The 24,144-nt window shown below is 68.9% G+C and carries 20 protein-coding genes and 3 pseudogenes; 12 read left to right on the top strand and 11 right to left on the bottom strand.

What is annotated here, in order from left to right; genetic code table 11:
* Nucleotides 1-137: 137 nt before the first annotated feature.
* The 4 genes from lanL to P8A18_RS32940 all read left to right on the top strand — a co-directional run bounded on the left by lanL (nucleotide 138) and on the right by P8A18_RS32940 (nucleotide 5,150).
* Nucleotides 138-2,810: a class IV lanthionine synthetase LanL gene (gene lanL / locus P8A18_RS32925; protein WP_306060550.1), complete on the top strand. Its 2,673-nt coding sequence runs from the start codon at nucleotides 138-140 to the stop codon at nucleotides 2,808-2,810.
* Between the two features lie 45 nt (nucleotides 2,811-2,855).
* Nucleotides 2,856-3,011 carry a VenA family class IV lanthipeptide gene (locus P8A18_RS32930; protein ID WP_018552847.1) on the top strand — a complete coding sequence of 52 codons (156 nt, stop codon included), beginning with the start codon at nucleotides 2,856-2,858 and terminating at the stop codon, nucleotides 3,009-3,011.
* Between the two features lie 175 nt (nucleotides 3,012-3,186).
* Nucleotides 3,187-4,299, top strand: a complete 1,113-nt coding sequence (locus P8A18_RS32935) for an ABC transporter ATP-binding protein (RefSeq protein ID WP_306060553.1) — start codon at nucleotides 3,187-3,189, stop codon at nucleotides 4,297-4,299.
* Nucleotides 4,296-5,150, top strand: a complete 855-nt coding sequence (locus P8A18_RS32940; RefSeq protein ID WP_306060555.1) for an ABC transporter permease — start codon at nucleotides 4,296-4,298, stop codon at nucleotides 5,148-5,150. Before P8A18_RS32935 ends, P8A18_RS32940 begins: the two co-directional genes overlap by 4 nt.
* Before the next feature lie 286 nt (nucleotides 5,151-5,436).
* Here P8A18_RS32940 and P8A18_RS32945 read toward each other — a convergent pair whose 3' ends face one another.
* Nucleotides 5,437-6,012: a TetR/AcrR family transcriptional regulator gene (locus P8A18_RS32945; protein WP_306060557.1), complete on the bottom strand. Its 576-nt coding sequence runs from the start codon at nucleotides 6,010-6,012 to the stop codon at nucleotides 5,437-5,439.
* A gap of 102 nt (nucleotides 6,013-6,114) precedes the next feature.
* On the opposite strand from P8A18_RS32945, the gene P8A18_RS32950 reads away from it, so the two are divergent.
* The 4 genes from P8A18_RS32950 to P8A18_RS32965 all read left to right on the top strand — a co-directional run bounded on the left by P8A18_RS32950 (nucleotide 6,115) and on the right by P8A18_RS32965 (nucleotide 9,367).
* Entirely contained in the window at nucleotides 6,115-7,026 is a 912-nt protein-coding gene (locus P8A18_RS32950; RefSeq protein ID WP_306060559.1) for an alpha/beta hydrolase family protein, read from the top strand.
* 201 nt (nucleotides 7,027-7,227) lie between these two features.
* Nucleotides 7,228-7,689 carry a GNAT family N-acetyltransferase gene (locus tag P8A18_RS32955; RefSeq protein ID WP_306060561.1) on the top strand — a complete coding sequence of 154 codons (462 nt, stop codon included), beginning with the start codon at nucleotides 7,228-7,230 and terminating at the stop codon, nucleotides 7,687-7,689.
* A gap of 87 nt (nucleotides 7,690-7,776) precedes the next feature.
* Nucleotides 7,777-8,244 (top strand): VOC family protein, encoded by a 468-nt coding sequence (locus P8A18_RS32960; RefSeq protein ID WP_306060563.1) that lies wholly within the window; start codon nucleotides 7,777-7,779, stop codon nucleotides 8,242-8,244.
* A gap of 61 nt (nucleotides 8,245-8,305) precedes the next feature.
* Nucleotides 8,306-9,367, top strand: coding sequence for an amidohydrolase family protein (locus P8A18_RS32965; protein WP_306060565.1), 1,062 nt, complete (start codon nucleotides 8,306-8,308; stop codon nucleotides 9,365-9,367).
* A 120-nt stretch (nucleotides 9,368-9,487) separates the two neighbouring features.
* Here P8A18_RS32965 and P8A18_RS32970 read toward each other — a convergent pair whose 3' ends face one another.
* Nucleotides 9,488-10,057, bottom strand: a complete 570-nt coding sequence (locus P8A18_RS32970; RefSeq protein ID WP_306060567.1) for a GNAT family N-acetyltransferase — start codon at nucleotides 10,055-10,057, stop codon at nucleotides 9,488-9,490.
* Nucleotides 10,058-10,397: 340 nt separating this feature from the next.
* On the opposite strand from P8A18_RS32970, the gene P8A18_RS32975 reads away from it, so the two are divergent.
* Complete coding sequence (locus P8A18_RS32975; protein WP_306060569.1) at nucleotides 10,398-10,808, top strand: RidA family protein; 411 nt, start codon at nucleotides 10,398-10,400, stop codon at nucleotides 10,806-10,808.
* Between the two features lie 313 nt (nucleotides 10,809-11,121).
* On the opposite strand, the gene P8A18_RS32980 is transcribed toward P8A18_RS32975, so the two are convergent.
* Entirely contained in the window at nucleotides 11,122-12,303 is a 1,182-nt protein-coding gene (locus P8A18_RS32980) for an IS701 family transposase (protein ID WP_306060571.1), read from the bottom strand.
* 840 nt (nucleotides 12,304-13,143) lie between these two features.
* Between P8A18_RS32980 and P8A18_RS32985 the strand changes: the two genes are divergently transcribed.
* Nucleotides 13,144-13,497, top strand: a complete 354-nt coding sequence (locus P8A18_RS32985; protein ID WP_306060573.1) for a transcriptional regulator — start codon at nucleotides 13,144-13,146, stop codon at nucleotides 13,495-13,497.
* Nucleotides 13,498-13,689: 192 nt separating this feature from the next.
* On the opposite strand, the gene P8A18_RS32990 is transcribed toward P8A18_RS32985, so the two are convergent.
* The 8 genes and pseudogenes from P8A18_RS32990 to P8A18_RS33025 form a co-directional block, all read right to left on the bottom strand.
* Nucleotides 13,690-14,340, bottom strand: a complete 651-nt coding sequence (locus P8A18_RS32990) for a DUF4253 domain-containing protein (protein WP_306060575.1) — start codon at nucleotides 14,338-14,340, stop codon at nucleotides 13,690-13,692.
* A 199-nt stretch (nucleotides 14,341-14,539) separates the two neighbouring features.
* Complete coding sequence (locus P8A18_RS32995; protein ID WP_306060577.1) at nucleotides 14,540-15,673, bottom strand: threonine synthase; 1,134 nt, start codon at nucleotides 15,671-15,673, stop codon at nucleotides 14,540-14,542.
* 422 nt (nucleotides 15,674-16,095) lie between these two features.
* Nucleotides 16,096-16,422 carry a hypothetical protein gene (locus P8A18_RS33000; RefSeq protein ID WP_306060579.1) on the bottom strand — a complete coding sequence of 109 codons (327 nt, stop codon included), beginning with the start codon at nucleotides 16,420-16,422 and terminating at the stop codon, nucleotides 16,096-16,098.
* 215 nt (nucleotides 16,423-16,637) lie between these two features.
* Complete coding sequence (locus P8A18_RS33005) at nucleotides 16,638-17,144, bottom strand: hypothetical protein (protein WP_306060581.1); 507 nt, start codon at nucleotides 17,142-17,144, stop codon at nucleotides 16,638-16,640.
* Between the two features lie 220 nt (nucleotides 17,145-17,364).
* Nucleotides 17,365-18,006: a hypothetical protein gene (locus P8A18_RS33010; RefSeq protein ID WP_306060583.1), complete on the bottom strand. Its 642-nt coding sequence runs from the start codon at nucleotides 18,004-18,006 to the stop codon at nucleotides 17,365-17,367.
* 117 nt (nucleotides 18,007-18,123) lie between these two features.
* Nucleotides 18,124-19,307 (bottom strand): IS3 family transposase gene (locus tag P8A18_RS33015; RefSeq protein ID WP_306053333.1). Its coding sequence is split into 2 segments (ribosomal slippage): nucleotides 18,124-19,017 and nucleotides 19,020-19,307, totalling 1,182 coding nucleotides; the frame shifts between segments, so codons are not numbered across the junction.
* 84 nt (nucleotides 19,308-19,391) lie between these two features.
* Nucleotides 19,392-20,260, bottom strand: a pseudogene (locus P8A18_RS33020) (IS5 family transposase).
* A 411-nt stretch (nucleotides 20,261-20,671) separates the two neighbouring features.
* On the bottom strand, nucleotides 20,672-21,229 hold the full coding sequence (locus P8A18_RS33025) for a hypothetical protein (RefSeq protein WP_306060587.1): 558 nt from the start codon (nucleotides 21,227-21,229) through the stop codon (nucleotides 20,672-20,674).
* 130 nt (nucleotides 21,230-21,359) lie between these two features.
* Here P8A18_RS33025 and P8A18_RS33030 point away from each other — a divergent pair.
* Both P8A18_RS33030 and P8A18_RS33035 read left to right on the top strand, forming a co-directional pair.
* Nucleotides 21,360-22,051, top strand: a pseudogene (locus P8A18_RS33030) (IS256 family transposase); the annotation flags it as partial.
* A 214-nt stretch (nucleotides 22,052-22,265) separates the two neighbouring features.
* Nucleotides 22,266-23,864: pseudogene (locus P8A18_RS33035) on the top strand (ISL3 family transposase); the annotation flags it as partial.
* Nucleotides 23,865-24,144: the final 280 nt, after the last annotated feature.

The following is a 24,144-nucleotide window of genomic DNA, read 5'->3' on the forward strand; positions in this document are numbered from 1 at the left end:
CGCCGGGCGGCGCCGCACACGGCAAGAGCAAGCCCTGTGCGCTCGCTGGAGCAGGTGATTCCGGCCTGTGCGCGTTCCACGTTCACGTGACATGGGCAATTTCCGATCAGCGGTCCTCACCGTTGAGAGGGACACACATGACGAGCCAAGCAACCCAAGCCGAGCTGGAAAGCCTTCTCCACCAAGCCCTGCGGAACACCCGGACGGCCGCGCGCTGGACAGCCGCCACCGACGAGACGTGGTGCCGGGTCGCCGCGCGGTCCGGGACCGGTCGCGACCAGGGCTGGAAGTTGCACCTGTCGGCAACGGCCGCCACCGCGCCGACCGTCCTCGCGAAGGCCTTGGACGTACTCCTGCGGGACGAATCCCCCTTCAAGTTCGCCCGCTCCCTCGACCAGGTGAACGCACTCAACTCCCGTGCCACGCCGCGCGGCAGCTCCGGCAAGTTCCTCACCGTCTACCCGCGCTCGGACGACGACGCGGTCCGGCTCGCCCGCGAACTGCACGCGGTGACAGCCGGGTTGGCCGGCCCCCGGATCCTTTCCGACCAGCCCTACGCCCCGCACAGCCTGGTGCACTACCGCTACGGGGCCTTCACCGGCCGGCAGCGGCTGTCCGACGACGGCCTGCTGATCTGGTACATCGAGGACCCCGACGGCAATCCCGTGGAGGACGAGCGCAGCGGCCGCTACTGCCCGCCCTCCTGGGCGGTCTGCCCCTTCCCCGCCGCGGTGCCCCTGCCTCCCGCCAAGGGGGAGGCGGCCGGCGGCCAGGTCCTGCTCGGCGGCCGATTCACGGTACGGGAGGCGATCCGGCACACCAACAAGGGCGGTGTCTACCGGGCCACCGACATCGACACCGGGGCACCCGTCATCATCAAGGAAACCCGGCCGCACGTGGAGGGCGACGCCTCCGGCCACGACGTCCGCGACTGGCTCCGCGCCGAGGCCCGGACGCTGGAAGCGCTCAGGGGCACGGAACTCGCCCCGGACGCGCTGGGGCTCTTCGAGCACGGCCACCACCTGTTCCTCGCCCAGAGCGAAGTCCCCGGCGTCAGCCTGCGCACCTGGGTCGCCGAGCACTTCCGCGACGTCGGCGCGAAACGCTACCGGGCCGACGCTCTGGCCCAGGTCGCGCGACTGGTCGACCTGGTCGCGGCAGCCCACGCCCACGGCTGCGTCCTGCGCGACTTCACACCCGGCAACGTCATGGTGCGCCCGGACGGCGAACTACGCCTCATCGACCTGGAGCTCGCCACCGTCGACGCCGCCTCCTGCCTGCCGACCCGGGTGGGAACCCCCGGCTTCAGCGCCCCCGAACGCCTGAACGACGCACCCGTATCCGTGACCGCCGACTACTACAGTCTCGGCGCGACCGCCTGCCTCGTCCTGGCCGGCAAGGTGCCGAACCTGCTGCCCGAGGAACCGCCCACGAGATCCGACGAGGAGCGACTCGCCGCCTGGCTGAGCGCCTGCGCCGGACCCGCGGATCTCCCCGATGGCGTGGCGGACATGATCCTGGGGCTCATGAGGGACGATCCCGCCGAGCGCTGGGACCCCTCCCGGGCGCGCGAGGCCCTCCGCAGGACGGAAAAGGCGCGCCCCGCGGCGCCCCGGCACGGCAGCCAGGGTCCCGCGGTGCGGGACGAGGACCGGCACGACGCGGTCGCCGGACTCGTGAACCACCTCATCGACTCGATGACCCCGGCGGACGACCGACGCCTGTGGCCCGTGTCCACCACGGCCGGGCAGACCGACCCCTGCACCGTGCAGCAGGGAGCCGCCGGCCCCCTCGCCGTACTGACGCGGTACTTCGAACTCACCGCGGACCCCGGACTGCCCGAGCTGATCTCCACCGCCGGCCACTGGGTCGCGGACCGGACCGACACCCGCTCCACCCGCCCCGGCCTGCACTTCGGGGGCCGCGGAACGGCCTGGGCGCTGTACGACGCCGGACGCGCCATCGATGACCCGGCGCTCGTCGAACACGCGCTGACACTGGCCCTGGCCCCACAAGAACCCACGCTCCACCAGGACATCACCCATGGCACCGCCGGCAGCGGTATGGCCGCCCTCCACCTGTGGCACCGCACCGGCGACCCGCGCTTCGCCGAACTGGCCGCCGACGCGGCCGACCGGCTGACGGCCGCCGCCCAGCGCGGCCCTTCCGCAGTCAGCTGGGCGGTACCCGCGGAAGCGGTCACCGGGGAGACCGGCAAGCGATACCTGGGCTTCGCCCACGGATCCGCCGGCATCGGCTGCTTCATCCTTTCCACCGCGGTGGTGACGCAACGCCGGGAACACCTGGAGCTTGCGGTCGAGGTCGGCGAACACCTGCTGCACAGCGCCGTACTCATCGGTGAAGCAGCCCAGTGGCCCGCCCAGGCCGCTGACGAGCCCACCGCCCCGTACTGGTGCCACGGCGCGGCAGGCATCGGCACCTTCCTCGTGCGGCTGTGGCAGGTCACCGGTGACGACAGATTCGGTGACCTCGCACGGCGCAGTACTCGGGCCGTCATGGAACGCGCCTCCCGCGCCCCCCTCTCCCAGTGCCACGGACTGGCGGGCAACGGCGACTTCCTGCTCGACATGAGTGCCGCCACCGGGGAACCCGCCTACCGCGCGATGGCCGATGAGATGGGCCGCCTACTCCTCACCGAAGGAGCGCGCCGCCACGGGCACGTGGTCTTCCCCAACGAGTACGCGGACGTCTCGACCAGCTGGAGCGACGGGGCCGCCGGAATCCTGGCGTTCCTCCTACGGCTCCGCCACACAGACCCCCGGCACTGGCTCGTCCAGGTGCCGGGCTGAGCGGCAGAAAATCTGCCGCCCACCCCCCAGGAGAAGGAGAATCCAATGGAAGCCCAGGACCTCGAACTGCTCGCCCACCTGCACGCCCTTCCCGAGACCGACCCCGTCGGCGCCGACGGAGCCCAGTTCTCGGCCACCTGCGAGTGCGTCGGCCTGCTGACCGTGCTCAACACGGTCTGTATCGGCATCAGCTGCGCCTAGGACCGGCACCACGTCCGGCCGGTGGCTGCCCCGGGGCAGCCACCGGCCGGACCGCCGGCCCCGACACCCGACACGACTGTTCCCCCGACACGCGGCACGCGGACCGGACAGCGCACGGCCTCGCGCCACAGGCCGAGCGGAACCGAATGGTGACCACCAGACGAGGACCGGATCCATGCAGCTTCACACCGGTGATGACCATCTCGCCCACGCGGCCCCCGCAACGGCCGCCATCGCCAGCCCGCACACCGCACACCACCCCCCGGACCCCGAGTACGCCATCAGCACCCGCGGCCTCGTCAAGAGCTACCCCGGCCCGGACGGCACGACCACCTACGCCGTCCGCGAGCTGGACCTGGACGTACGACAAGGCGAGACCTTCGCCTTCCTCGGCCCCAACGGCGCGGGGAAGTCCACCACGATCGCCATGCTGTGCGCCCTGGCCCGCCCCACCGCCGGACACGCCACGGTGGCGGGCGCGGACGTGCGCACACAGCCCCACCAGGTACGGCAACGGGTCGGCATGCTCTTCCAGCAGAGCGCCCTGGACCCGGACCTGACCGCCGAACAGAACCTTCGCATTCACGCACGCCTCTACGGGATCCGACGCGTCCACGTCCGACAGCGCGCCGCCGAGGTACTGGAGGTCGCCGGACTGACCGACCGGCGGCGCTCTCCCGTACGCACCCTGTCCGGCGGAATGCGGCGCCGCCTCGAAATCGCCCGGCAACTGCTGCACGCACCCAGCCTGCTGTTCCTGGACGAGCCGACCACCGGCCTCGACCCCCATGCCCGCGCGCAGATCTGGGCACATCTCCACGCCCTGCGCGAGCGGCAGGGCACCACGCTCTTCGTCACCACTCATCACCTGGAAGAGGCGGCGAACTGCGATCGCGTCGCCATCATCGACCGCGGCCGACTGGTGGCACAGGACACCCCCCGCGCACTGAAAGCGGCGATCGGAGACGACAGCGTCATGCTGCACACCAGCGACGACACCACAGCACACCGGATCGTCCGCCGGATCGCACCGCCCGAACACTCCGTCACCGTGGACCCCCACGGCGTATGCCTGCGCGTACCCGACGGCAGCTCCTGGATCCCCCGCCTGTGCGCGGCGCTGGAAGGCCACAGCATCGCCGTCCGCGCCGCCTCCGCGACCCCGCCCACGCTCGACGACGTCTTCTTCCACCACACGGGCCGCAGCATCCACGGCGCACGCCCCGACCCGGCACCGGCCACTTCCACCTCCGCCGACCCCGCACAGGCAACCGGCGGCGACCGATGACCACACTCCCTCTCGACACCCCGGTCGCCCCGTCCGCTGAACGCCCGACCCGCCTGCAACACGAACTGCGCGCGATCCACGCCCTGATCTACCGCGACCTGCTGCGGCTGGCCGGCCAACGCGCCCACACCGCGCTGATGCTGCTCCACCCCGTGCTGTACCTGCTGATCCTGGGAGGGGGACTGGCAGCCCTCATCCCCAGCTCATCGCTGGGCGTCGGCTACCAGACCTACCTCTACCCCGGCATGCTGATGATGACGGTGCAGACACCGGCCATCCTGGTCGGCATCCGCCTGATCACCGACCGGCAGAGCGGCTACCTGCGCGAACTCCTGATGGCTCCGGTCAACCGCTCGACGCTGCTCCTGGGCAGCTGCGCCGGTGGCACCCTCGTCGCCACGGCCCAGGGCGCCGTACTGCTGAGCCTGGCCGGCGTGGTCGGTCTGCCCTACGACCCGCTCCTTCTGGCGCTGCTGCTCGTCGGCATGGTCCTCATCTCGTTCACCATCACCGCCCTGGCCCTGACCCTGGCGGTAAGCCTTCGCAGACCGGAGGCGTTCCACACGTTGCTCGGCGTGGTGATGATGCCCCTGCTGTTCCTCTCCGGAGGCTTCTTCCCACTCCGGTCCCTCCCCGGCTGGACCCACGTCCTGGCCGCCGCGAACCCGCTCGCCTACGGCGTCGACATGCTCCGCGGCAGCATCGCCCTGCGGGTGCCCAACAGCGCGGCGGTCGGTGGCGTCGAATGGGCCGGCCGGCAGCTGCCCCTTCCCGTGGAAGCGGCCCTGCTCCTGATCAGCGGTGCGGGGGCCCTGATGTGGGCGGGCCACCGGTTCAAGAAACTGGAATGAGGTGCGGGAAAACCGTCATGCCGACGGCATCACGCAGGGACGTCCTACGCCCACCGCGACCGGATGCGGGCCCTGACAAGGCGCGGGCGGGCAGCAGCGTCGGTGGGCCGCCGCGCGGTGGACGCCACGGCTCCACCTCCACGGCTCCACCTCCACGACGTCACCTTCACGACGTCGTCTTCCACGCGGCAGCCGAAGCGATGTCGGACCCGGCGGGGTGGTGAAGGCGGGCCGCCGGAGCCTGCGCGCGGATCTTCTCGGGCCCGCGAAGATCCGCCGGGAGGCCCTAAACCTTCCCGCGGTGGCGGCACCCGGCGAGGAGCGTGGCGACCATGCGCCCGGCGTCGGCCCGGTCGTAGTCGGGGCCCGTGATGCAGAGGTTCCCGATGGCGCGCATGAGCGTATAGGCGGTCACATCGGGGCCGACCTCGTCGGCGGCGGCACAGGCGTCGAGCAACGTCGCGCAGGCCGGGACCAGGGTGTCGAGCATGAGCTTGTGGAGGTTCTCCAGCCCCGCGTCACCGGATCCCAGCGCGGCGCCGAGCCCGTGCTTGGTCACCAGGAACTCCACGAATGCGTCCACCCAGCGCGATAGCGCGGTGAACGGGGAGGCCGACTCCTCCAGGAGCTGGGGCGCGAGTGCGGCGCACGTGTCGATCTGGTGCCGGTAGACGGCTGTGACGAGATCCGCCCGGGTCGGGAAGTGCCGATAGATCGTGCCGATGCCAACGCCTGCACGCTCGGCGATATCACGGATGGGGGCTTGGACGCCCTGGTCCACGAAGACCGCCGCCGCGGCCGCCAGCACGCCGTTGCGGGTGCGCTGTGCCTGTGCCTGGCGTACCCCGACCGGTTCCGGCACGACGCCCTCCTTTGCTCGCGGAACAATGTTCCGCTAAGTTGGCGGAACGGTGCTCCGCCAAAGTATGGCAGAGCGATCTCACCGGGAAAGCGCAGGACCCCCATGTCTTCCAGCCACCTCGACCAGCGGATCGTCGCGGTCAAGCCCATCACCGTCCCCGCGCCCGGCCGCGGCACCGACCTGCTGGTGAAGGTCACCGCCCCGCTCGCGGGCCAGAACCTGCCCGTCATCGTCTTCTCCCACGGCAACGCCTGGTCCATGGACGGATACGAGCCCCTCGTCGACCGATGGGCCGCCGCCGGATTCGTCGTCGTGCAGCCCACCCACCTGGACTCCCGCCGCAACGGCCTCGGGTGGGACGACCCGCGCTTCGCCACCATCTGGCGCGTCCGGATCGCCGACCTCCACGCGGTCCTCGACGGCCTCGGCGACATCCTCGCCCAGGCCGGCGGCCTGGAGCCCCGCGTCGACCGCGAGCGCATCGCGATCGTCGGTCACTCCTGGGGAGCCCAGACCGCCGGAGCGCTCCTCGGCGCACGCGTGCTCGACGCCGACGGCACACCCGGAGAGGACTTCTCCCACGCCGCACCCACCGCCGGCGCACTGATCGCCGCGACCGGAACCGGTGACACCCTCACCCCGTTCGCCGCCGAGCACCTCCCGTTCATGAGGCCGGACTACTCCACCATGACCACCCCGGCCCTGATCATCGCGGGCGGCAAGGACCAGTCACAGCTCTCCACCCGGGGACCGGAGTGGTTCACCGACGCCTACCACCTCAGCCCCTCCCCGAAGAGCCTGCTCACCATCGCCGAGGGCGAGCACACCTTGGGCGGCATAGCCGGCGAGGCCGCCGCCGAGACCACCGACGAGGACCCCGCCCGCGTCGCCCTCGTCGCCGACGCGATCTCGGCGTACCTCCTCAACACCTTCGCCCTCGACGCCGCCGCGTGGACCGCCCTCGACAACGCCGCTACGGCCGACGACGGCACGTGGAGCATCACCAGCAAGTGACCCCGGCCGGACCGGAGGACCGGCGGCGCGGGGCTGCGGGGCCCTGCGCCGCCGGCAGGCCGTACTGAGCATTTCGGAATGCGCTCCGGCCTCTGCGCTGATGCGGCGCTCAAGGACGCGACGGAACCGGCAGCCCTGGTCGCGCGTTGGCTCGGCAGGAAGTTCCGGGAGGAACCTCCCACACCGAAGTGGAGGTGCTGCATGACGATCGCGATTCGGGCTGCCCGGGATGAGGAAGCGAGCTTCCTGTCCGACCTGGCCCTCCGTTCGAAGGCCCACTGGGGGTATGACGCCGAGTTCCTTGCCTCGTGTCGCGAGGAACTCACGCTCACAGGCCCGGAGCTCGCAGGCCGTCGCACAGCCGTTGCGGAGCGCGCCGGCACCATCGTGGGCTTCACGACCTTCGAGGGGGAGCCGCCGCACGGCGTTCTGGGCATGATGTTCGTCGATCCTGACGCGATCGGACAGGGCATCGGCCGTCTGCTGTTCACCCGCGCGGTCGAGACCGCTCGGGCCCTGGGGTTCACCCGGTTCACCATCGACGCGGACCCGAACGCCGAGCCGTTCTACGAGGCCATGGGAGGCGTCCCTGTCGGCCGAGTTCCCTCCGGCTCGATTCCAGGCCGGGCCCTCACCCAGTACGTGTGCGAGATTCGGAGCTGACGCCCCGTTTCCGCCGGCTGGGGAGGCGAGCAGGCGGGACGGATCAGCGGCCCCCACCGGCCGCTCGCGCGAGAAGGAGAAACGAGCATGGCGGTCCAGCGGATGGACAACGTCGGCATCGTCGTCGAGGACATGGACGCCGCCATCGGGTTCTTCGTGGAGCTGGGTATGGAACTGGAAGGCAGAGCGACGGTCGAAGGCCCCTTCGCCGACCGGTGCACCGGACTCCACGGCGTCCGCTGCGACATCGCGATGGTTCGCACCCCGGACGGCCACAGCCGGCTTGAGCTGTCGAAGTACAACAGCCCCGCAGCGATCAGCGAGGGTCCGCGCGACCGGCCGCACAACGTTCTCGGCACGCACCGCGTCATGTTCGCCGTCGACAACCTTGAGGACACCGTCGCCCGCCTGCGCCCCCACGGCGCGGAACTCGTCGGTGAGATCGCCCGGTTCGAGGACAGCTATCTGGTCTGCTACCTCCGCGGTCCGGAGGGCATCATCGTCGGGCTGGCCGAGCAGCTGCGCCGAGTTCCTGCCCGGAAGCTCAGAGCGTGAGCCGTTCAAGGGCTGCCCAAGGGCTGGGGACGCTCCGGCCGAGGCGCGTAGGTTCGTAACCATGATCATGCGTATACGCGGTGTCGTACTGCCCGAGCGCGAGGAGCGCACCTTCTGGGTCGACGGGGAGCACCTGCGCACCGAACCACCGGCTGAAGCGGCGGCGAAGCAGGTGGAGACCGTGGTGGACGGCGGCTGGCTGCTGCCGGGTCTTGTCGATGTCCATACGCATCCGGGAGCGGAGAGCCCGGGTGACGGATTCGACGAGGAACTGTTGCGGCGGCACTTGTCGGAGCACCGGGACGCGGGCGTGCTGCTGGTGCGGACACCGGGGACCGTGGAGCGGATGCCTGGCTGGGTCGACACGGAAGCCGAGTTGCCGCGCGTCCGATCGGCGGGCCAGTGGCTGGCGACTCCCGGGCGGTTCTTCCCCGGGGCAGGACGAGACGTCGGCGAGCACGAGTTGGCGGGGGCCGCGGTCGAGGAGGCCACGGCTTCGTCGGGATGGTGCAAGGTCATCGGTGACTGGCGGTGGGACGAGCCGGCAGTGCCCCTGGATGTGCTGAAGGCGACCGTGGAGGCGGTGCATGCAACCGGTGGGCGGGTCGCCGTGCACTGCCAGACCGGTGAGGGCTCGCGAAACGCGGTCCTGGCCGGAGCAGACAGCCTCGAACACGGCATGCACCTCGATCCGGATCTCCTGGACCTGATGGCAGGGCAGGGCACCGCGTACGTACCGACCCTCTCGGCATTCGCCGAGAGCGCCGAGGTCTGGCGCGGCCGCGAATCCAGCGCCAAGCGCTCGGACTGGCTCCTCGGCTGGCAGGGCATGATCGACAATGTGCGTCTGGCACATGAAGCGGGCGTCACGGTCCTGGCCGGCACGGACACCTTCCCCTGTGGCACCGTCGCCAACGAGTCCCGATGGCTGCTCCGGGCAGGGATGCCGGCCAAGGAGGCGCTCGGGGCCGCCTCATGGACGGCGCGGGACTGGCTCGGGCTGCCGGGCCTGGTCGATGGAGCCCCCGCCGACCTCGTCGCGTACGACCGGGACCCTGCTGCGGAGCCCGAGGTTCTCGGACAACCGAAACGAGTGATTCTGCGGGGCCGGATCGTGCGCTGACCTGGCGCCCGGCTCCTCAGACCTTCCGCGACGGGGCCACGGGGCGCCGGTCGGTTGCCTGAGAACGCCGGGACCCGTGGCCGGAACGACCGGCCACGGGCCGGGGCGCGTACGCCGGGCTCAGAGCTCCAAGGCGAAGCGGCGGCAGACGTGTACCCGGGCAAACTGCTCCCGCAGCAGCGCCTCGTCACGCAGGTCGGCGTGCAGGAAGGCCAGCATCGGCCGTAGCCCCGGGCGCCGTTGGGCGACGGCCCGGTCCGGCTCCGCGGCGTCGGTGTAGTAGTTCGCGTAGACGTGCAGGTAGTGCTCGCTCTCGGCGAAACCCATCGCCCGGTACCAGCGCAGCGTGTCCGGGTCGTCCCGCGTCCAGGCGTCCAGCGTCCGCACACCGAGGGCGCCGGCCCGGGTGCGGGCCTCGGCGAGCAGGGAGCGGCCGATACCGCGGCGCTGGTGATCGGGGTGGACGGCGACGGTGTCGACGGTTGCCAGCGCCCCCTCGACGCCGACATCCAGAATCCCGACGACGGCACCCGGCTCCTCGGCTGCCACCAACTGGAAGCCTGGCGCGGCGACCACGGGCTTGGCCCTGAGAACATCGTCGAAATAGGCGGTGCTCAGGAAGGAGAGCACCCGGCAGCGCAGCCAGGCAGTCTCGTCGGCGGGGGCGTACTCACGTATGACGTAGCTCAAGACAGTGATCCTCGACATGTGCGGCGGTGTCCGGACGGCGGCGGTCACGACGTTGAGGGATCACGGAGGAGATTCTGCGCACCGGCCCGCGACCGGGCAACCGGTTTAATGTGCTCCCCGGAGAGGCGACTGGCCAGGCGGATACAGCGAAGACCCGCCGTTCTGACTCAGCGACCCGCAGTGCCCCACCCATCCGCTGACCACCCGGCGTGGCTACACCACCCAGGCTGACAGCAAGGACAGCGTGGCCGGGGGTGCGCGAGAAAATGGGAAGGCGGAGCCGACTGACCGTTGGCAGGATGTCCTCGCTCACTATCCGATGGGAAAGGACCCGCCAACCGTGGCTCGTGCCGTTACTCTGATCCGCTCTGCCGCCCTGTCCGACATCGCCGAGTACGCCTACGCGGCCACCGCGCCCGCCGAGTCCCGCCTGATCTTCCTCGCCGGGGCGTGTCCGCTGAACGACGACGGTTCCACAGCGGCGATCGGGGACTACGCGGGCCAGGCAGCGAAGGCCATGGAGAACATGCAGGCCGCTCTCGCTGCCGCAGGGGCCTCACTGCGGGACGTCATCAGTACCCGGGTCCTCGTCGCATCGGCTCGCCAGGAGGACCTGGTGGCTGCCTGGCAGGTGGTCCGGGACCTGTTCGCCGACCATGACGTCCCCAGCACCCTGATGGGCGTCACCGTGCTCGGCTACAAGGACCAACTCGTCGAGATCGAAGGCGTCGCCGCCGTGCTCGATTCTTGAGACCTTGTCCGAGGACACCGCGAACGCGGGACGGCCGGCCGTCCCGCCGAGGAACGAAGGCTGCGGTCGGCCGGCGTTGGCGGGCTCTAGTTGGCGTGAAAGCGAATCGGATCGTCGGAGACGCGCTCCAGAACGCAGCTTTCCACGCCCAGTCGCAGCTCGTCGCCGGCCTCGATCCTGAGCCATTGCAGCTGGCCGGGAGCAACGGCTCGATCCTCGCCCACTGGGCATCAGCCAACGGCACACCCGAACCAACGACACAGGCAGCGCGCACGGCCGGCGTGCCTGGTACTCCAGCCGTAGATCGTGATCTTCATGCTTGAGCGGCTTGCCGCCGGTAGTGGCTGGTCTGGGATCGTGTTTGGCGGCGGCGTCGCCAGTCGGACCAACCGAGCCGGTGGAGGGCGTCCTGTGCAGGGCGGACGACGAGCGGGATAAACAGGTGCTGGACCTCGTTGCGGGTGAGCGGTATGCGGGTGTCGGATGCGGGATGACGGGCGTGTTCGTCTGCTCGGACGACGGCGAGGAAGGCGTGCGCGAGCATGGCCATGGTGATCCAGCGGGACCAGGACGCGTAGCGGCGGACCTGGTGCTCGTCCAGTGCGGCCAGGCCCTTTCCGGCCTGGAAGAACTCCGCCACCCGCCACCTTGATCCAGCGACGCGCACCAGCTCGGCCAGCGGCACCGGGCGGGGCGAGTAGCAGCGGTAGCAGGTCAGTTCGCCGGTGGTGCGGTTGTGGCGGATCAGCAACTGGCGGCTGCCGGGGGCGGGGTCGGCGAGGTCGATGACGGCCCAGTCGTAGAAGCAGTGGCCCTTCGCCCCGGTCCCTGCGGACAGCTTCTGCCAGGCCCGCTTGGGTACCCTCTTGGCCAGGACGTCGGCGCGGAACTTGCCCGCGCCGGTGGTGACTTCGTGCGAGCATGCCACCGCGAGGACGTAGCCGGTGCCGCGTTCCTCCAGCCCGACTCGCAGCTTGGGGTTGCCGCCGTAGACCTCGTCGCCGTGACCCAGGCGGCCTGGTGGCCGGCGTCCAGGAACCGGGCGACCATGCGTGCGGCCAGCTCCGGCTTGGTGGCGAAGGACGTCTCCTTGCCGAGTCCGGCGGCGAGGCAGCGGGCGGGGTCGGAGGTCCAGGAGTGGAACGTACAGTTCCCGGTCCACCGCGGCACGCCCACGCTGACCCGCGTAGACCAGGTGGACAGCAACCTGGGCGTTCTCGATTCTCCCCGCGGTGCCGGTGTACTGGCGCTGGACGCCGACCGTGCCGGTGCCCTTCTTCACGTCGCCGCTCTCGTCGACCACCAGCACCGCCTGGTCGTCGTGCAGGTGCTCCACCACGTAGTCGCGGACGGCGTCCGCGTCCCACTTGGCCCTCCCGAGCAGGTGCTGCATGCCGTGCGGAGTGGCCTCGCCGGCCCACTCGGCGATGGTCCAGCAGTTCTTGCGCGGCAGGTCCGACAGAGTAGTCCGAGGACCAGATGCCGGACCCGTCATCGCGGTTCCACCCGCGCGAACCGTCCCGCGATCCGGCCGATCAGGCGCCCGAATGCCTCGGCCCAGCGGGCAGAGTCTACGCTGTGACCTACGGCCACCACATGATCGTTTGCCTTCACGCGTCGATGATCAACGGTGGCCGTATGCGTTCCCCAGCAGGGATGACGCTCATTGAAAACGGACACCCCTTGCTCAGAGCTGTCTCCACAGTTGCTCGCTGGATCTCCCCATCAATGTCACGGCGGGTGGCCATGCCTCTCGAGTCAGACACGTGACTTTCCGGCTAGGAAAGTGTGTGCCATGCTGGCAACCTCATCGTCTTACTGGCGGGAAGGTCGTGCGGTCTCGTGTCCCTTGGTGCTCATAGCGGCGAATCACAGTTTGTGGAGGTGTCCCCGGACCAGGCAGCGGGCGCGCTGGCCCGCGTGGAGTCGATTCGTGCCGGGGTGCGGGGTCGACGGGCACCGGGTTGGTTCCCGATGCTGGCAGGCCTGCTCGTCGGCGTGGACGTGGCGGCGCTTGCCGCCACGCGAGAGGTACCGCTCGCTGCGCTGCCGGGAGCATTGCTCACCTGGCCCATAGCATGGTTGATCCGCCGGATGAGTGTCCAGGTCACCGGGGTGAGGGATGCCCCCTCCAAGCGCCTGCGCAACATACGGCTCGTGGGTGAGGCGGTGGGGCTCTGCGCATTGTGCGTTGCCGTCTGGGCAGTGTGTCGCCTCGGTGGCGGCAGTCACGCCACGTGCATCGTTGTACCCGCTGTCGTTGGCGCCGCAGCGGCCTCGAGTCTGTTCGCGCGGCGCAACCGGGCGCTGCCTCCCGGCCCTGAGGGAGCAGTCCATGCCCGGTGATGGGGTCGTGGCCGGAGCGGGCTTCAACGAGCTCATGCATCATCCGAGCCGACTGGCTGTCTTGGCATTCCTCTCCGGCTGCATCGAGGCGGACTTCGCGCTCGTACGCGACCGATGCGAACTGTCCGACTCGGCACTGAGCAAGATCGCCAAGACGCTCGAAGAAGCTGGCTACACCGACGTCAGAAAGGGACGTGCCGGTCGCAAAGCCCGAACCTGGCTCGCCCTGACTCCTGAGGGTGGCAACGCGCTCGCAGCCCACCTGGACGCGCTCCAGGCAGTCGCGGCGGCGGCCCGTTCCGCCGCCGAGCACGAGGCCGACCCGAACCGCCAGGCCGGCTGACTCAACCGAACCGCGCTCGGCGCCGAGGACCGCTCGACTCGATCTGCCTCGCAGCACGTGAAGACTGGCTGCCGCCCTTCGCACGGAGGCTGACGTCCGGCTGTCCGGCAGTCGTTGCCACAGGCGCGTGGTCTGTTGAACGACGAACCACGCAGGGCAACGAGCATGCCTGGCCATTTTCGAAGAGCGTCATCAGCAGCCTTCACCAGCAAGATCACGATCTACGGCTGGTGTACTAGCAGGGAGCAACGGCTCGATCCTCGCCCACTGGGCAGCAGTCAACGGCACACCCGAACCAACGACGCGGGCAGCGCGCATGGCCGGCGTGCCTAGTCCCTGCAGCTCGCTGCGGAACACCGCCACGACCCGGGCGCCGAAGCGGTCTTCCCAGCTCCGCAGGAGTGCACACAGCAGAGGCAGCGGTGCCTCCGCGGACCAGCCGATCGAGGCCAGAGCGTCACTGCTGCGACGGGCAGGGACGAGAACGAGTCGGCACTCGTCCAGCCCGAACTGGCCCGTCTGGATGAGCCGGGCCAGCGGGCTTGCCGCCGCTTCCTCGGGCTTTGGATCTGCGGACGCAGCCGGTATCCGCGGCGCCAGGCCCGGCCACTGCTCGAAGGGTGGCCAGGGGTCGTGCGGCTGCACCTCGACTCCCTCAGGCACCGGGGCCGGTGCCGGGTCCATCCAGAGGGGCAGCCTCCTGCGCCGGTACTCGGCGAAGTCCGTGGCCGCCACCTCCTCCGGGCGAACGGCATCGACGCGGTCCGGGCCGAGCGGTCTTCCCAGGGCATCGGGCCAGCACAGGAACGGAACCGGGCCACGGGCCTTCTGCTCGCTCAGCAAGCGAGGCCACAGCTGATCGACGTCTTGAGGAAATCCGTCAGAGACCCCCAAGCGTGTGGGACCGAAGGACAGAAGCCGGCCGGAAGGCAGAGCATCGGGCAGGACAAACGACGTGGTCGCACCGTAGACCGTGGTGCTGACAGCGCGGCTGCCCGCAGGACGCAAAACTCCCCGCCGGTGGTGATCCAAACGAACTGCCTTAGCCGATGACGAGCTGGCTGAGAGCCTGGGCGGCCTTCAGCCCGGAGCCGGTAAGGACCAGGACGATGGTGTCGTCCGCGCCGACGTGTCCGGCGGAGCGGAACCGGCGCAGGGCCGGCAGAACTTGGGCGCTGGTGGGCTCGACGAACACGCCGCTGCCGGCGAGCTCTCGGACGGCAGGCAGGAGTTCGTCCTCGGCCACTGCGGTGGCGGCGCCGTCGCTGTCCCGGATCGCCTGGAGGACTTCCCGATCGCGTACCGGCTGCGCGATGGCCGTCCCCTCGGCGAGCGTCTTGGGCCAGGTACGGGCGTCGACCTCGGCGGCCCCGGCGTCGAAGGCACGGACGAGAGGGCAGCACCGCTCGGGCTGGCTGATCAGGATGCGGGGCACCCGGTCGATCTCGCCGGACCGTTCGAGTTCGGCGAAGCCCATGGCGCAGCCCAGAACGAGGCTGCCGGCCCCCGCGGGGACGATGACGGCCGATGGAGCGGTGAACCCAAGGTCCTCCCAGATCTCGTAGGCGATCAGCTTGACGCCCTGAAGGAACTGGGGGTGCCAGTTGTGGCTTGCGTAGAAGCGGGTGCCCGCCCGGCGGACTGCTTCGTCGGCGACGTCCTGGCGGCTGCCGGGGACAAGGTCGACGCCGGCTCCGTGCAGTCGGCTCTGCACGATCTTCGCGGGCGAGGTGGACGCGGGAGCGATGATCCGGGCCTCGATGCCGGCGGCGGCGCTGTACGCGGCGACGGATGAGCCGCCGTTGCCACTGGAGTCTTCCAGGAGTTGCCGGACGCCTTGGTGGCGCAGCGCGCTGATCATGACGGAGCTGCCGCGGTCCTTGAAACTTCCAGTGGGGTTCATGGACTCGGGCTTTATGAAGACCTGGAGCCCGGCGAGCGTGCGTCGCAGCAAGGGCGTGCGGCCTTCGCCCAACGTGACGGGTTCGCTCTGAGGCAGGGGGAGCGCGGCGCGGTAGCGCCACTGGGAGTTGACGCCGGCGTCGATCTGCCGGCGGGTGATGCCGGCCAGGGGCTCCATCATCAGCGGCGTGCCGTCGTCACCGCGCCAACGGGGCTGGTCGGGCGCGTAGCGGCGGCCGCTGCGGTCGACGAGCTGGGGAGTGCGCTCACGCATGGTGTGGTTCGTTCCTCTCCGGTCGGGGCGCAGGTCCCGGCTGTGCGGGAGCCGCAACTCGGCCCGCGCGGCTTCCAGGGACGTGACGTACGTACACCGATAGCTGAACACAGATCGCACGACGCGCGAGGACGTCAGCCTTGAGGCGGCAGGCGCAGAGGGTCCGATCGGTTCACCCGCTCGGCCGGCTGACCACGGCCGGTTCTTCCTGGGCATCGATGAAGTGGGCATGGCGTGATCTATCGCGTCGAGACCTGGATTGCCGGCTGCGGCTCCCAGCGGACAGAGGCAGAGCAAGGACGGCAGGGCTCGACTGGCACGTCCACTTCAGCCGTACCGCTCCCGAGCCATGCGTACACACGAGGCACCGGCACGCCTGACCCACGGGCCCGACCGGGTGCGGCCCGCCGAACGGTCACCGGTCAGCAACTGGGAGGTCCCGCACATTGATAAAGGTGAATCCGACCGTCGCTGTCGTCGAACTCGAACTCGATGGTGAATGACAGGCCCATCTCGCTCAGAGCCGCTATAAGAACGGCGATGCGGCCGGGGTCCACGAATCCGCTGAAGGTCACGGGAACGAGAGGCGTCAGCCCCAGCTCCGCATAGGCGCTTTCGACCTCGAACTCAGCCCGGCCCGAACGGCGGACCCTCCAGCCCGCTGAGTGGAACACGTCGGCCGCGAGTCGAGCGCCGACGGCTGCTGTGAAGGACCCGCATATGTTGTTGCCACGATCAGCCTGTGCCATGGCGGCAGCGTCGAGACGTGGCCCGCTCGTCCCGCCCGAAGTGAAGTTCACGCCGGAAGATACCAGGCAGGCGCGGGCGCCCCACCGAAGTCACCCTGTCTGTCAGTACCCGCACCGGCTTGCCCGGCTTCATCGGCACCCCGGGCACCTCACCATCCCGGTCCCCGCTCAGCTCACCCACGAACGCGGCCGAGCCCACCTCCGAGCGAGCACGGCTACGGCCTTGTCTCTCGCGTCATCAGGTAGGTGTTGCCGATGTCGGGATCGCCGTAGAAGAAGAACAGCTTCAACGCATCGTGCTGATCGCGGTCCACGTAGAAGGACCACGCATACGTCGACGGGGGCTCGGGAGCCTCGGTGTCAGGGGCCGCGGCGGTGGAGCGCATCTCCACTCGTTTCCGGGTCGTCAGCGCGAGCCGGACGACCTGTCCGCCATCGCTGTCGCTCAGTCGCCAAGTTCCCGTCCCGGAGAGGCGCCAGCCGTCGTCGAAGTCGAAGTCCTGCCCGTCGAGCTTTTCGAGAAGTGCCGTTCCGTCCTTGTGAAGCGCCACGCGGGTCCCGTCGAAGCCTCCCCAGCCCCCGGCGACTTCGGCCGCCGTAGTGTCGTGGAGCCCTGTTCCCTCGTAGTACTGAGATGGGCCGGCGCACGCCGTCAGAACGGCCGGCACCACCATCAGGCCGCCGAGGGCCTCCCACGCACGCAGCCTGCTTCTGCCCGCCACCAGGACCTCCCACGCTCAGCCCGCACTGGCCGACCGGTAGGGGAGTGGAGGGCCATGGAGAGGTACCTTGCCAGAGCCTTTGAACGTGTTCAACTCGGCGTGAGGGGCAGTGGCGCGCGCGAAGACAACGCACGCATCCACCGGACCGCACAGCACCGCTACGCCAGTTCGTCGCCGCGAATGCCGGCTGCCTCACCGTCACTGGCCTGAAACCCAAGCCCTACACCCGGGCCGGGCACACCATCGAAGGAATGTCCAGAACGCGGGCGAGGGCAGCTGTGACGGCAGCGCGGTGGTCGGGCAGATACCTGGAGGACCAATCGACGGCCAGCGCGTGGAAGGCGGCCAAGTCGCGCTCGGCGCCGTCGATCAGATGGCGGAGGTCGGCGACGGACAGCTCGATCACGGGACTGTCGCTCTGCTCGGCGTTGACAGTGAGACGGGCGGTGTCGCCGAAACGCTCCGCGAGCGGTGACACGGGGTCGTGGCCGAAGCCGAGCGTGCGGCCGTCGCCGACGAACTGGTACCAGTCACGCCAGTCCTCCAGCCCATCACAACAACCGGGCAGAAAGGCTGCGCCTGTGGACTGGTCGGTGACCCGCAGGCCGCCGGGTGCGAAGAGGCTGTCGAACGTCAGCAGCCCGTGAAGGAACGAGTCGAGCGGGGCGGCGGGCCGAGGAGGCCGAGAGCCGTCGGGGTCGATGTCATTGCAGCTGACGATGCACATCATGGCTGTGCCGACCTCGGCGGGCGTGAGCTCACCGCTGAGGGGCAGCCAGCTGAACGGCTCGATCTCGGTGACAGGCCAGAGGCCGAAGCCCTCAGGCGCGTACGTCTCCAGGACGGGGTGCACGACGATCACCCGGCGAAGTCTGCCGCATCCCGCGCCCATACGGCTTCCCGATTACGCGAGGCACCTCGGACCGGCCGGCGAGACGGGCGGGTGGGGGACTGCTGCACGCGTAGGTGACAGCGGGTTCTATGCAGCCAGGGCTGCGGGTGGGGTCATGATGGCTTCGTACTCGATGGGGGTCAATCGGGCCAGGCGTTTCTGACGCCGGCGTCGGTGGTAGGTGCGCTCGATCCAGGTGACGATGGCGATCCGCAGTTCCTGGCGGGTGGCCCAGGTGCGGCGGTCGAGGACGTTCTTCTGCAGCAGCGCGAAGAAGCTTTCCATGGCCGCGTTGTCGCCGGCGGCACCGACTCTGCCCATCGATCCGATCATGCTGTGACGTGCGAGAACGGCAACGAACCTCCGGGAACGAAATTGCGACCCTCGGTCGGAATGCACGATGCATCCAGCGACCTGGCCGCGGCGGGCGACGGCGGATTCCAGGGCTTTGACGGCAAGGCTGGACTTCATCCGGGCGTCGATGGAGTAGCCCACGATGCGGCTGGAGTACACGTCCTTGACCGCGCACAGGTAGAGCTTGCCCTCGCCGGTGGCGTGCTCGGTGATGTCCGTCAGCCACAGCCGGTTCGGCCCGGCAGCAGTGAAGTCCCGCCGGACCCGGTCGTCGTGGACCGGCGGGCCGGCCTTGGTGTTCTTGCCTCGGCCTCGGCGTTTGCCGAACGCGCTCCACCAGCGGTTGTCGCGGCAGATCCGCCAGGCGGTCCGCTCGGCCATGGCCTCACCGGCCGCCCGGGCCTCGTCGGCCAGGAAACGGTGTCCGAACTCCGGGTCGTCGCGATGCGCGTCGAACAGGGCGTCGGCCCGGTATGCCTCGGCCCTCTCGGTGTCGGTGACCGGTGAAGCCAGCCACCGGTAGTAGGGCTGGCGGGCCAGATTGAGCACCCGGCACGTCACCGCCACCGGCACCCGGTCAGGGGCAGCGGCGGCGGCCAGCTCGCGGACGAGCGGGTACATCATTTTGACGGCAGGTTCGCCTGCGACAGATACGCCGCAGCCCTGCGCAGTACCTCGTTCTCCTGCTCCAGGAGCCGGATGCGCTTACGGGCCTCGCGCAGCTCGGCCGACTCACCCGACACCGGCGCGGGCTTGGCGCCGCCCTCGTCGGTGTCGGCGCGGCGCAGCCACTTCGACAACGTGATCGGGTGGACGCCGAAGTCGGCGGCGATCTGTTCCAGCGTGACGCCGGGCTCGCGGTTGCGTGCGACCCGCACGACGTCCTCGCGGAACTCTTTCGGATACGGCTTGGGCACTGCAACATCCTTCCAGGCCGCCTCTCAGCAAGCCAGGTCAGGTGTCACCTATCCGTGCAGCAGTCCCAATCTCGCTGTTCGGGGTCAGCGCAGAACCCTGAGCTGTCGGTGGGTGATGAGGTAGCAGGCGCGTTTCAGGAAGGCGTCGTGGATGTCTGCTCGTCGCTCCCAGCGGATGCGGAGGCGTTTGAAGCCGTGGAGCCAGGCGAAGCTGCGTTCGACGACCCAGCGGTAGGTACCCAGCCCTGTGCCGTGGAGGGTGCCGCGGCGGGCGATGGCCGGCACGATGCGGCGTTGTCGGACCTGGTCGCGGTAGATGTCGTGGTCGTACCCGCGGTCGGCAAAGAGTGAGTCCGGCTTGCGCCGTGGGTGCCCGACTCGGCCTCTGATGGGTGGGATGGCGTCGATCAGCGGCATGAGTTGGGTGACGTCATTGCGGTTGCCGCCGGTCAGGATCACGGCGAGTGGGGTGCCGTGTCCGTCGGTGATTAGGTGGTGTTTCGATCCGGCTCGGCCACGATCGACCGGACTCGGTCCCGTCCGGTCCCCCCTTTTATGGCTCGCACGTGGCTGAAGTCGACCACCGCACGCGACCAGTCGAGGCGGGCCGCCGCGTTGAGCTCGGCCAGCAGCACTTCGTGCATCTGCTGCCAGACGCCAGCCTCGTTCCAGTCTCGCAGTCGCCGCCAGCAGGTCATACTCGAGCCGAAGCCCAGCTCCTTGGGCAGGTACTCCCATTGGATGCCGGTGTGCAGGACAAAGAGGATGCCGCACAGCACCTGTCGGTCCGGCAGCGGCTTGCGACCCGGGTGCCGAACCCGGCGTTCCTTGCCTGGCAGCAGCGGCTCGATCCGCTCCCACAGGTCATCCGACACGATCCACGGCGAAGTCCCCATGACCGCACAACGCCCAACTCCTGACGCGGACACGGTCACAGGACCGATCCACGTCATTGTGTTAGCGGTTGTTAACGGGTATAGCTACGCAGAGAACACCCCGGTAACGGCATTTGACCCCACTGGTCTGATACGAATCGTCACCGAAGATAGCGGTAACGTACATTCAGGCTCAGGCAAGTCCCAGCCTAAGCTGGCAACGGGGACAACGCCGGACGGTCGCCGCCCTGTGATCTATGACCAATACGGAATCCCGCACATCGTCGGCGAGTCACCCGATAACCTGAATTCTACGTTCGCTCTGTCATTTATGAACGATGGCCTTAAAGACAGCCGGTGTGTGGACTGACCCGGATAACCCGGGTACCGGAGAAGTGTGGCTTTCGCAGGATGACCGCAACCCCATGATAGAAAATGGGGTGTTCGAGGACAAGGAAGGGAATACGCGCTTCGTGGGGACCAGCGGGCCTAGTATGGAGCTTCCACCCCGTCGCCGATTACCTGAAGTCCCACTTGCTCAGCCAACCAGTGGGCGCGCTGAGTCTCAAAGTACTTGACGTGAACGTAGACGGTGTGATCGCTCGCAGGCTCCTCCAGTTCAAGGTCATGGAGGTTGATACACAGTGTCACGAAAGCCCCCCTGGCGCCACCAATGTCCATTCCGATCTCAGGGGCAGCAGGCCACCCCATGAAGTCCCAGCGCACGGTTGCCGGAGTGCCATTCAACGTAGCGGTAAACCCGTGGACGGTTTCCGGTGGCTCGGCCAAAGCCCGCAAGCGGAGCGGCAGGTGCATCGACGACTCGTCACTCGCCTGTGACGATGTGATCTCGCCGTCTCGGGCATACCATCGGGCATACGGCAGTAACTCCAGCAGCATTTTCAGTGTGTTGGGTGAGGAAACCGCCGCCTCGTAGTCAACTTCGAGGTCTCTGAGATCGGCGATCTCGAGCAATACCTCCACAACCCGAACAGCCTCGGCGAGATCACTAGTTCTCAGGATGGGTAGCGCATATGAGTTGGACATGGCGGCTATCCTGCCACCGCCGCGGTTACGGGCCGGGCCGTGCAGTCACCCGGAGGGAGACTGGCTTGTGCCAGCGGGGCGGGGTGCGGGGCGGGTATCTGCCCACGAGGCCCAGGAAGTCTTGGTGGCGGTCGCCAGACGGCCCATCTACGTCGCCCTGGCGGTCACGGCCGAGGGTCGGCGGGACATCCTCGGGCTGTGGGCCGGTGATGGCGGCGAGGGCGCCAGGCACTGGATACACATCCTCACCGAGATCAAGAACCGCGGCGTGAACGGGGTCCTCATGCTGGTCTGCGACGGGCTCAAGGGCCTGCCCGACGCCGTCGAGAGCGTCTGCCCCCGCGCCGTCGTGCAGACCTGCGTGGTCCACCTGCTGCGGAACTCCTTCCGCTGTGCCGCCCGCCAGGACTGGGACAAGATCGCCAAGTTCCTTAAGCCCGTCTACACCGCGGCAACCGAGGAAGCCGCACTCGAGCGGTTCGCCGAGTTCGCCGACGCGTGGGGCAAGAAGTACCCGGCGATAGCCCGGCTCTGGGAGAACGCCTGGGAGGAGTTCACTCCCTTCCTCCGCTTCGACACCGAGATCCGCCGCATCGTCTGCACCACCAACGCGATCGAGTCCGTCAACGCGCGGATCCGACGGGCGGTGAAAGCCCGCGGCCACTTCCCGAACGAGCAAGCCGCCCTGAAGTGCGTCTACATGGCAATCATGTCGCTGGACCCGACCGGTCAGGGCCAGGCTCGCTGGACCATGCGCTGGAAGAAGCCTTGAACGCCTTCGACATCACCATCGACGGTCGGCTCTCCGCAGCCCGTCAGTAACCCTCAACAACCAGAGTTTCACCGCTCGTTTGACAGACCCTCGCGTACGGCGGCGGCGCCGAGGTCGGGGCGGGTGGCTTTGTTGGTGAGTTGCGGTTCTGGCTCAATTTCCGTGAAGCGCATACGTTGAGTGACGGCTGACGTCCGCGGCGGCTTAGGGAAGTTGCCTGAAAATGATCAGTGCCGTTCTCGGGGTGGCCGACAGTTCGACGTCGTGGAAGAGAGATTGCTCCGGCTGGAAGCTCTGCTGTTTCCCTCGGTCGCGGACGTGACGGTGCTGTCGGTAGACATGTGCGACGAGGCGGTACGCGTCGAGGCCCGCCGTACGGCGGCCGAGGCGGTGTGTCCGAGCTGCGGGTGCTCTTCAAGCCGAATACACAGCTCCTACCTGCGGTTTCCCGCCGATGTGCCCAGTGGGGGACGACGGGTGGTTCTGTGCCTGCAAGTCCGCAGGTTCTTCTGCCTGGATGCTGTATGCGGACGGCGGACGTTCGTCGAGCAGATGCCAGGGCTTACCAGGAGATACAGCCGGTGGACCGAACGTCTGCGGTCGACCCTGGCCATGGTCGGGCTCGCCCTCGCGGGCCGGGCCGGTGCCCGGATGGCGGGCGTCTTCGGAGTACCCGTCAGCCGCAGTACGGTGCTGCGGCTGGTCGACATGCTGCCCGAGCCGGATGTTCCGACCCCGCGAGTGGTCGGCGTCGACGAGTACGCCACGCGCAAGGGCCGCGTCTACGGCACCGTACTGGTCGACTGCGAGACCCGTCGGCCGGTGGACCTGCTGCCTGACCGGGAGGCGTCCAGCCTGGCCGAGTGGCTGTCGAAACGGCCCGGCATCGAGATGATCTGCCGGGACCGCGCTCCGTTCTTCGCCGAAGGCGCGTCGGCCGGGGCACCCCAAGCGATCCAGGTCGCTGACCGGTGGCATCTGCGGCACAACCTCAGCGAGGCCGCCGAGCGGGCTGTTGCCCACCACCGCCAATGCTTGCGCGTCCTGGCCCCGGAACCGGCCGAGGAGGAACTCGCCGAACCCGCACCCTCCGTGGTGGACCCAGCCTCGCCCTGGAAGAGCGACCGGTTCGCCAACCGCATCCGGACCAGGCACGCCACGGTCCACGTGATGCTGGAAGCTGGCCACAGCCGCCGTTCCATCGGCCGCCAACTCCACATGACGCACCGCACCGTCAAAAGCCTTGCCGACGCCGCCAGGCCGGAAGACCTCTTCACCGGTCAGTACCAGTTCAACCGAGCCTCCGCGCTGGACGAGTACAAGCCCCACCTCGACGGCCGCTGGAACGAGGGCTGCACCAACGCCTGGAAGCTCTGGGAGGAGATCGTCCCGCTCGGTTACAAGGGCAGCTACGGCATCGTCAGCGCCTACATCAGGAAAAAGCGCACCTCACCCCGGCCGGTCACCGCACAACCCCCGGCACCCCGCCAGGTGGCCAAATGGATTCTCAGCCGCCCAGAAACGCTCACGGAAATCGAGCAGCTCCGGCTCAAGGCCGTACTGGCCAACTGCCCCGAGCTTGACGCCCTCACTGGCCACGTCCGGTCCTTCGCCCAGATGCTCACCGAGCGCCAAGGTAATCGACTCCCCGAATGGCTCGACGCCGTTCGCCAAGACGACCTGCCCAGTCTCCACACCCTCGCCGCGGGCATCGACCGCGACCGCGACGCTGTGATCGCCGGCCTCACCCTGCCCTGGAACTCAGGCGTGGTCGAAGGGCACGTCAACCGGATCAAGATGCTCAAGCGCCAGATGTTCGGACGCGCGGGATTCTCGCTCCTCCGCAAGCGAGTCCTCCTCGCTAACAACCTGGCCGAGCATCACGACCATCCAGTTCTGGCCGTGGATGTCGTGCGACTGCCAGGATGCGTGCCGAGGCGCAGACAGACAGGGATAGGGGAACGCATGCGACCGACATTGGCAATGCGTGAGTGGAGTACACGACGCAAGGTGACTACCGCTGCGGCGCTGCAAATGCTGTGGCTGGGTGTGCTGATCACCGCCCTGACCATCTGGGACCTCTCGCTCTCCGTTCCCGTCGCCATCGCGATATGGGCCGGACCGGCCCTGGGAGGAGTGGTCG

The organism is Streptomyces sp. Mut1, assembly GCF_030719295.1.
Lineage (GTDB): Bacteria > Actinomycetota > Actinomycetes > Streptomycetales > Streptomycetaceae > Streptomyces > Streptomyces castrisilvae.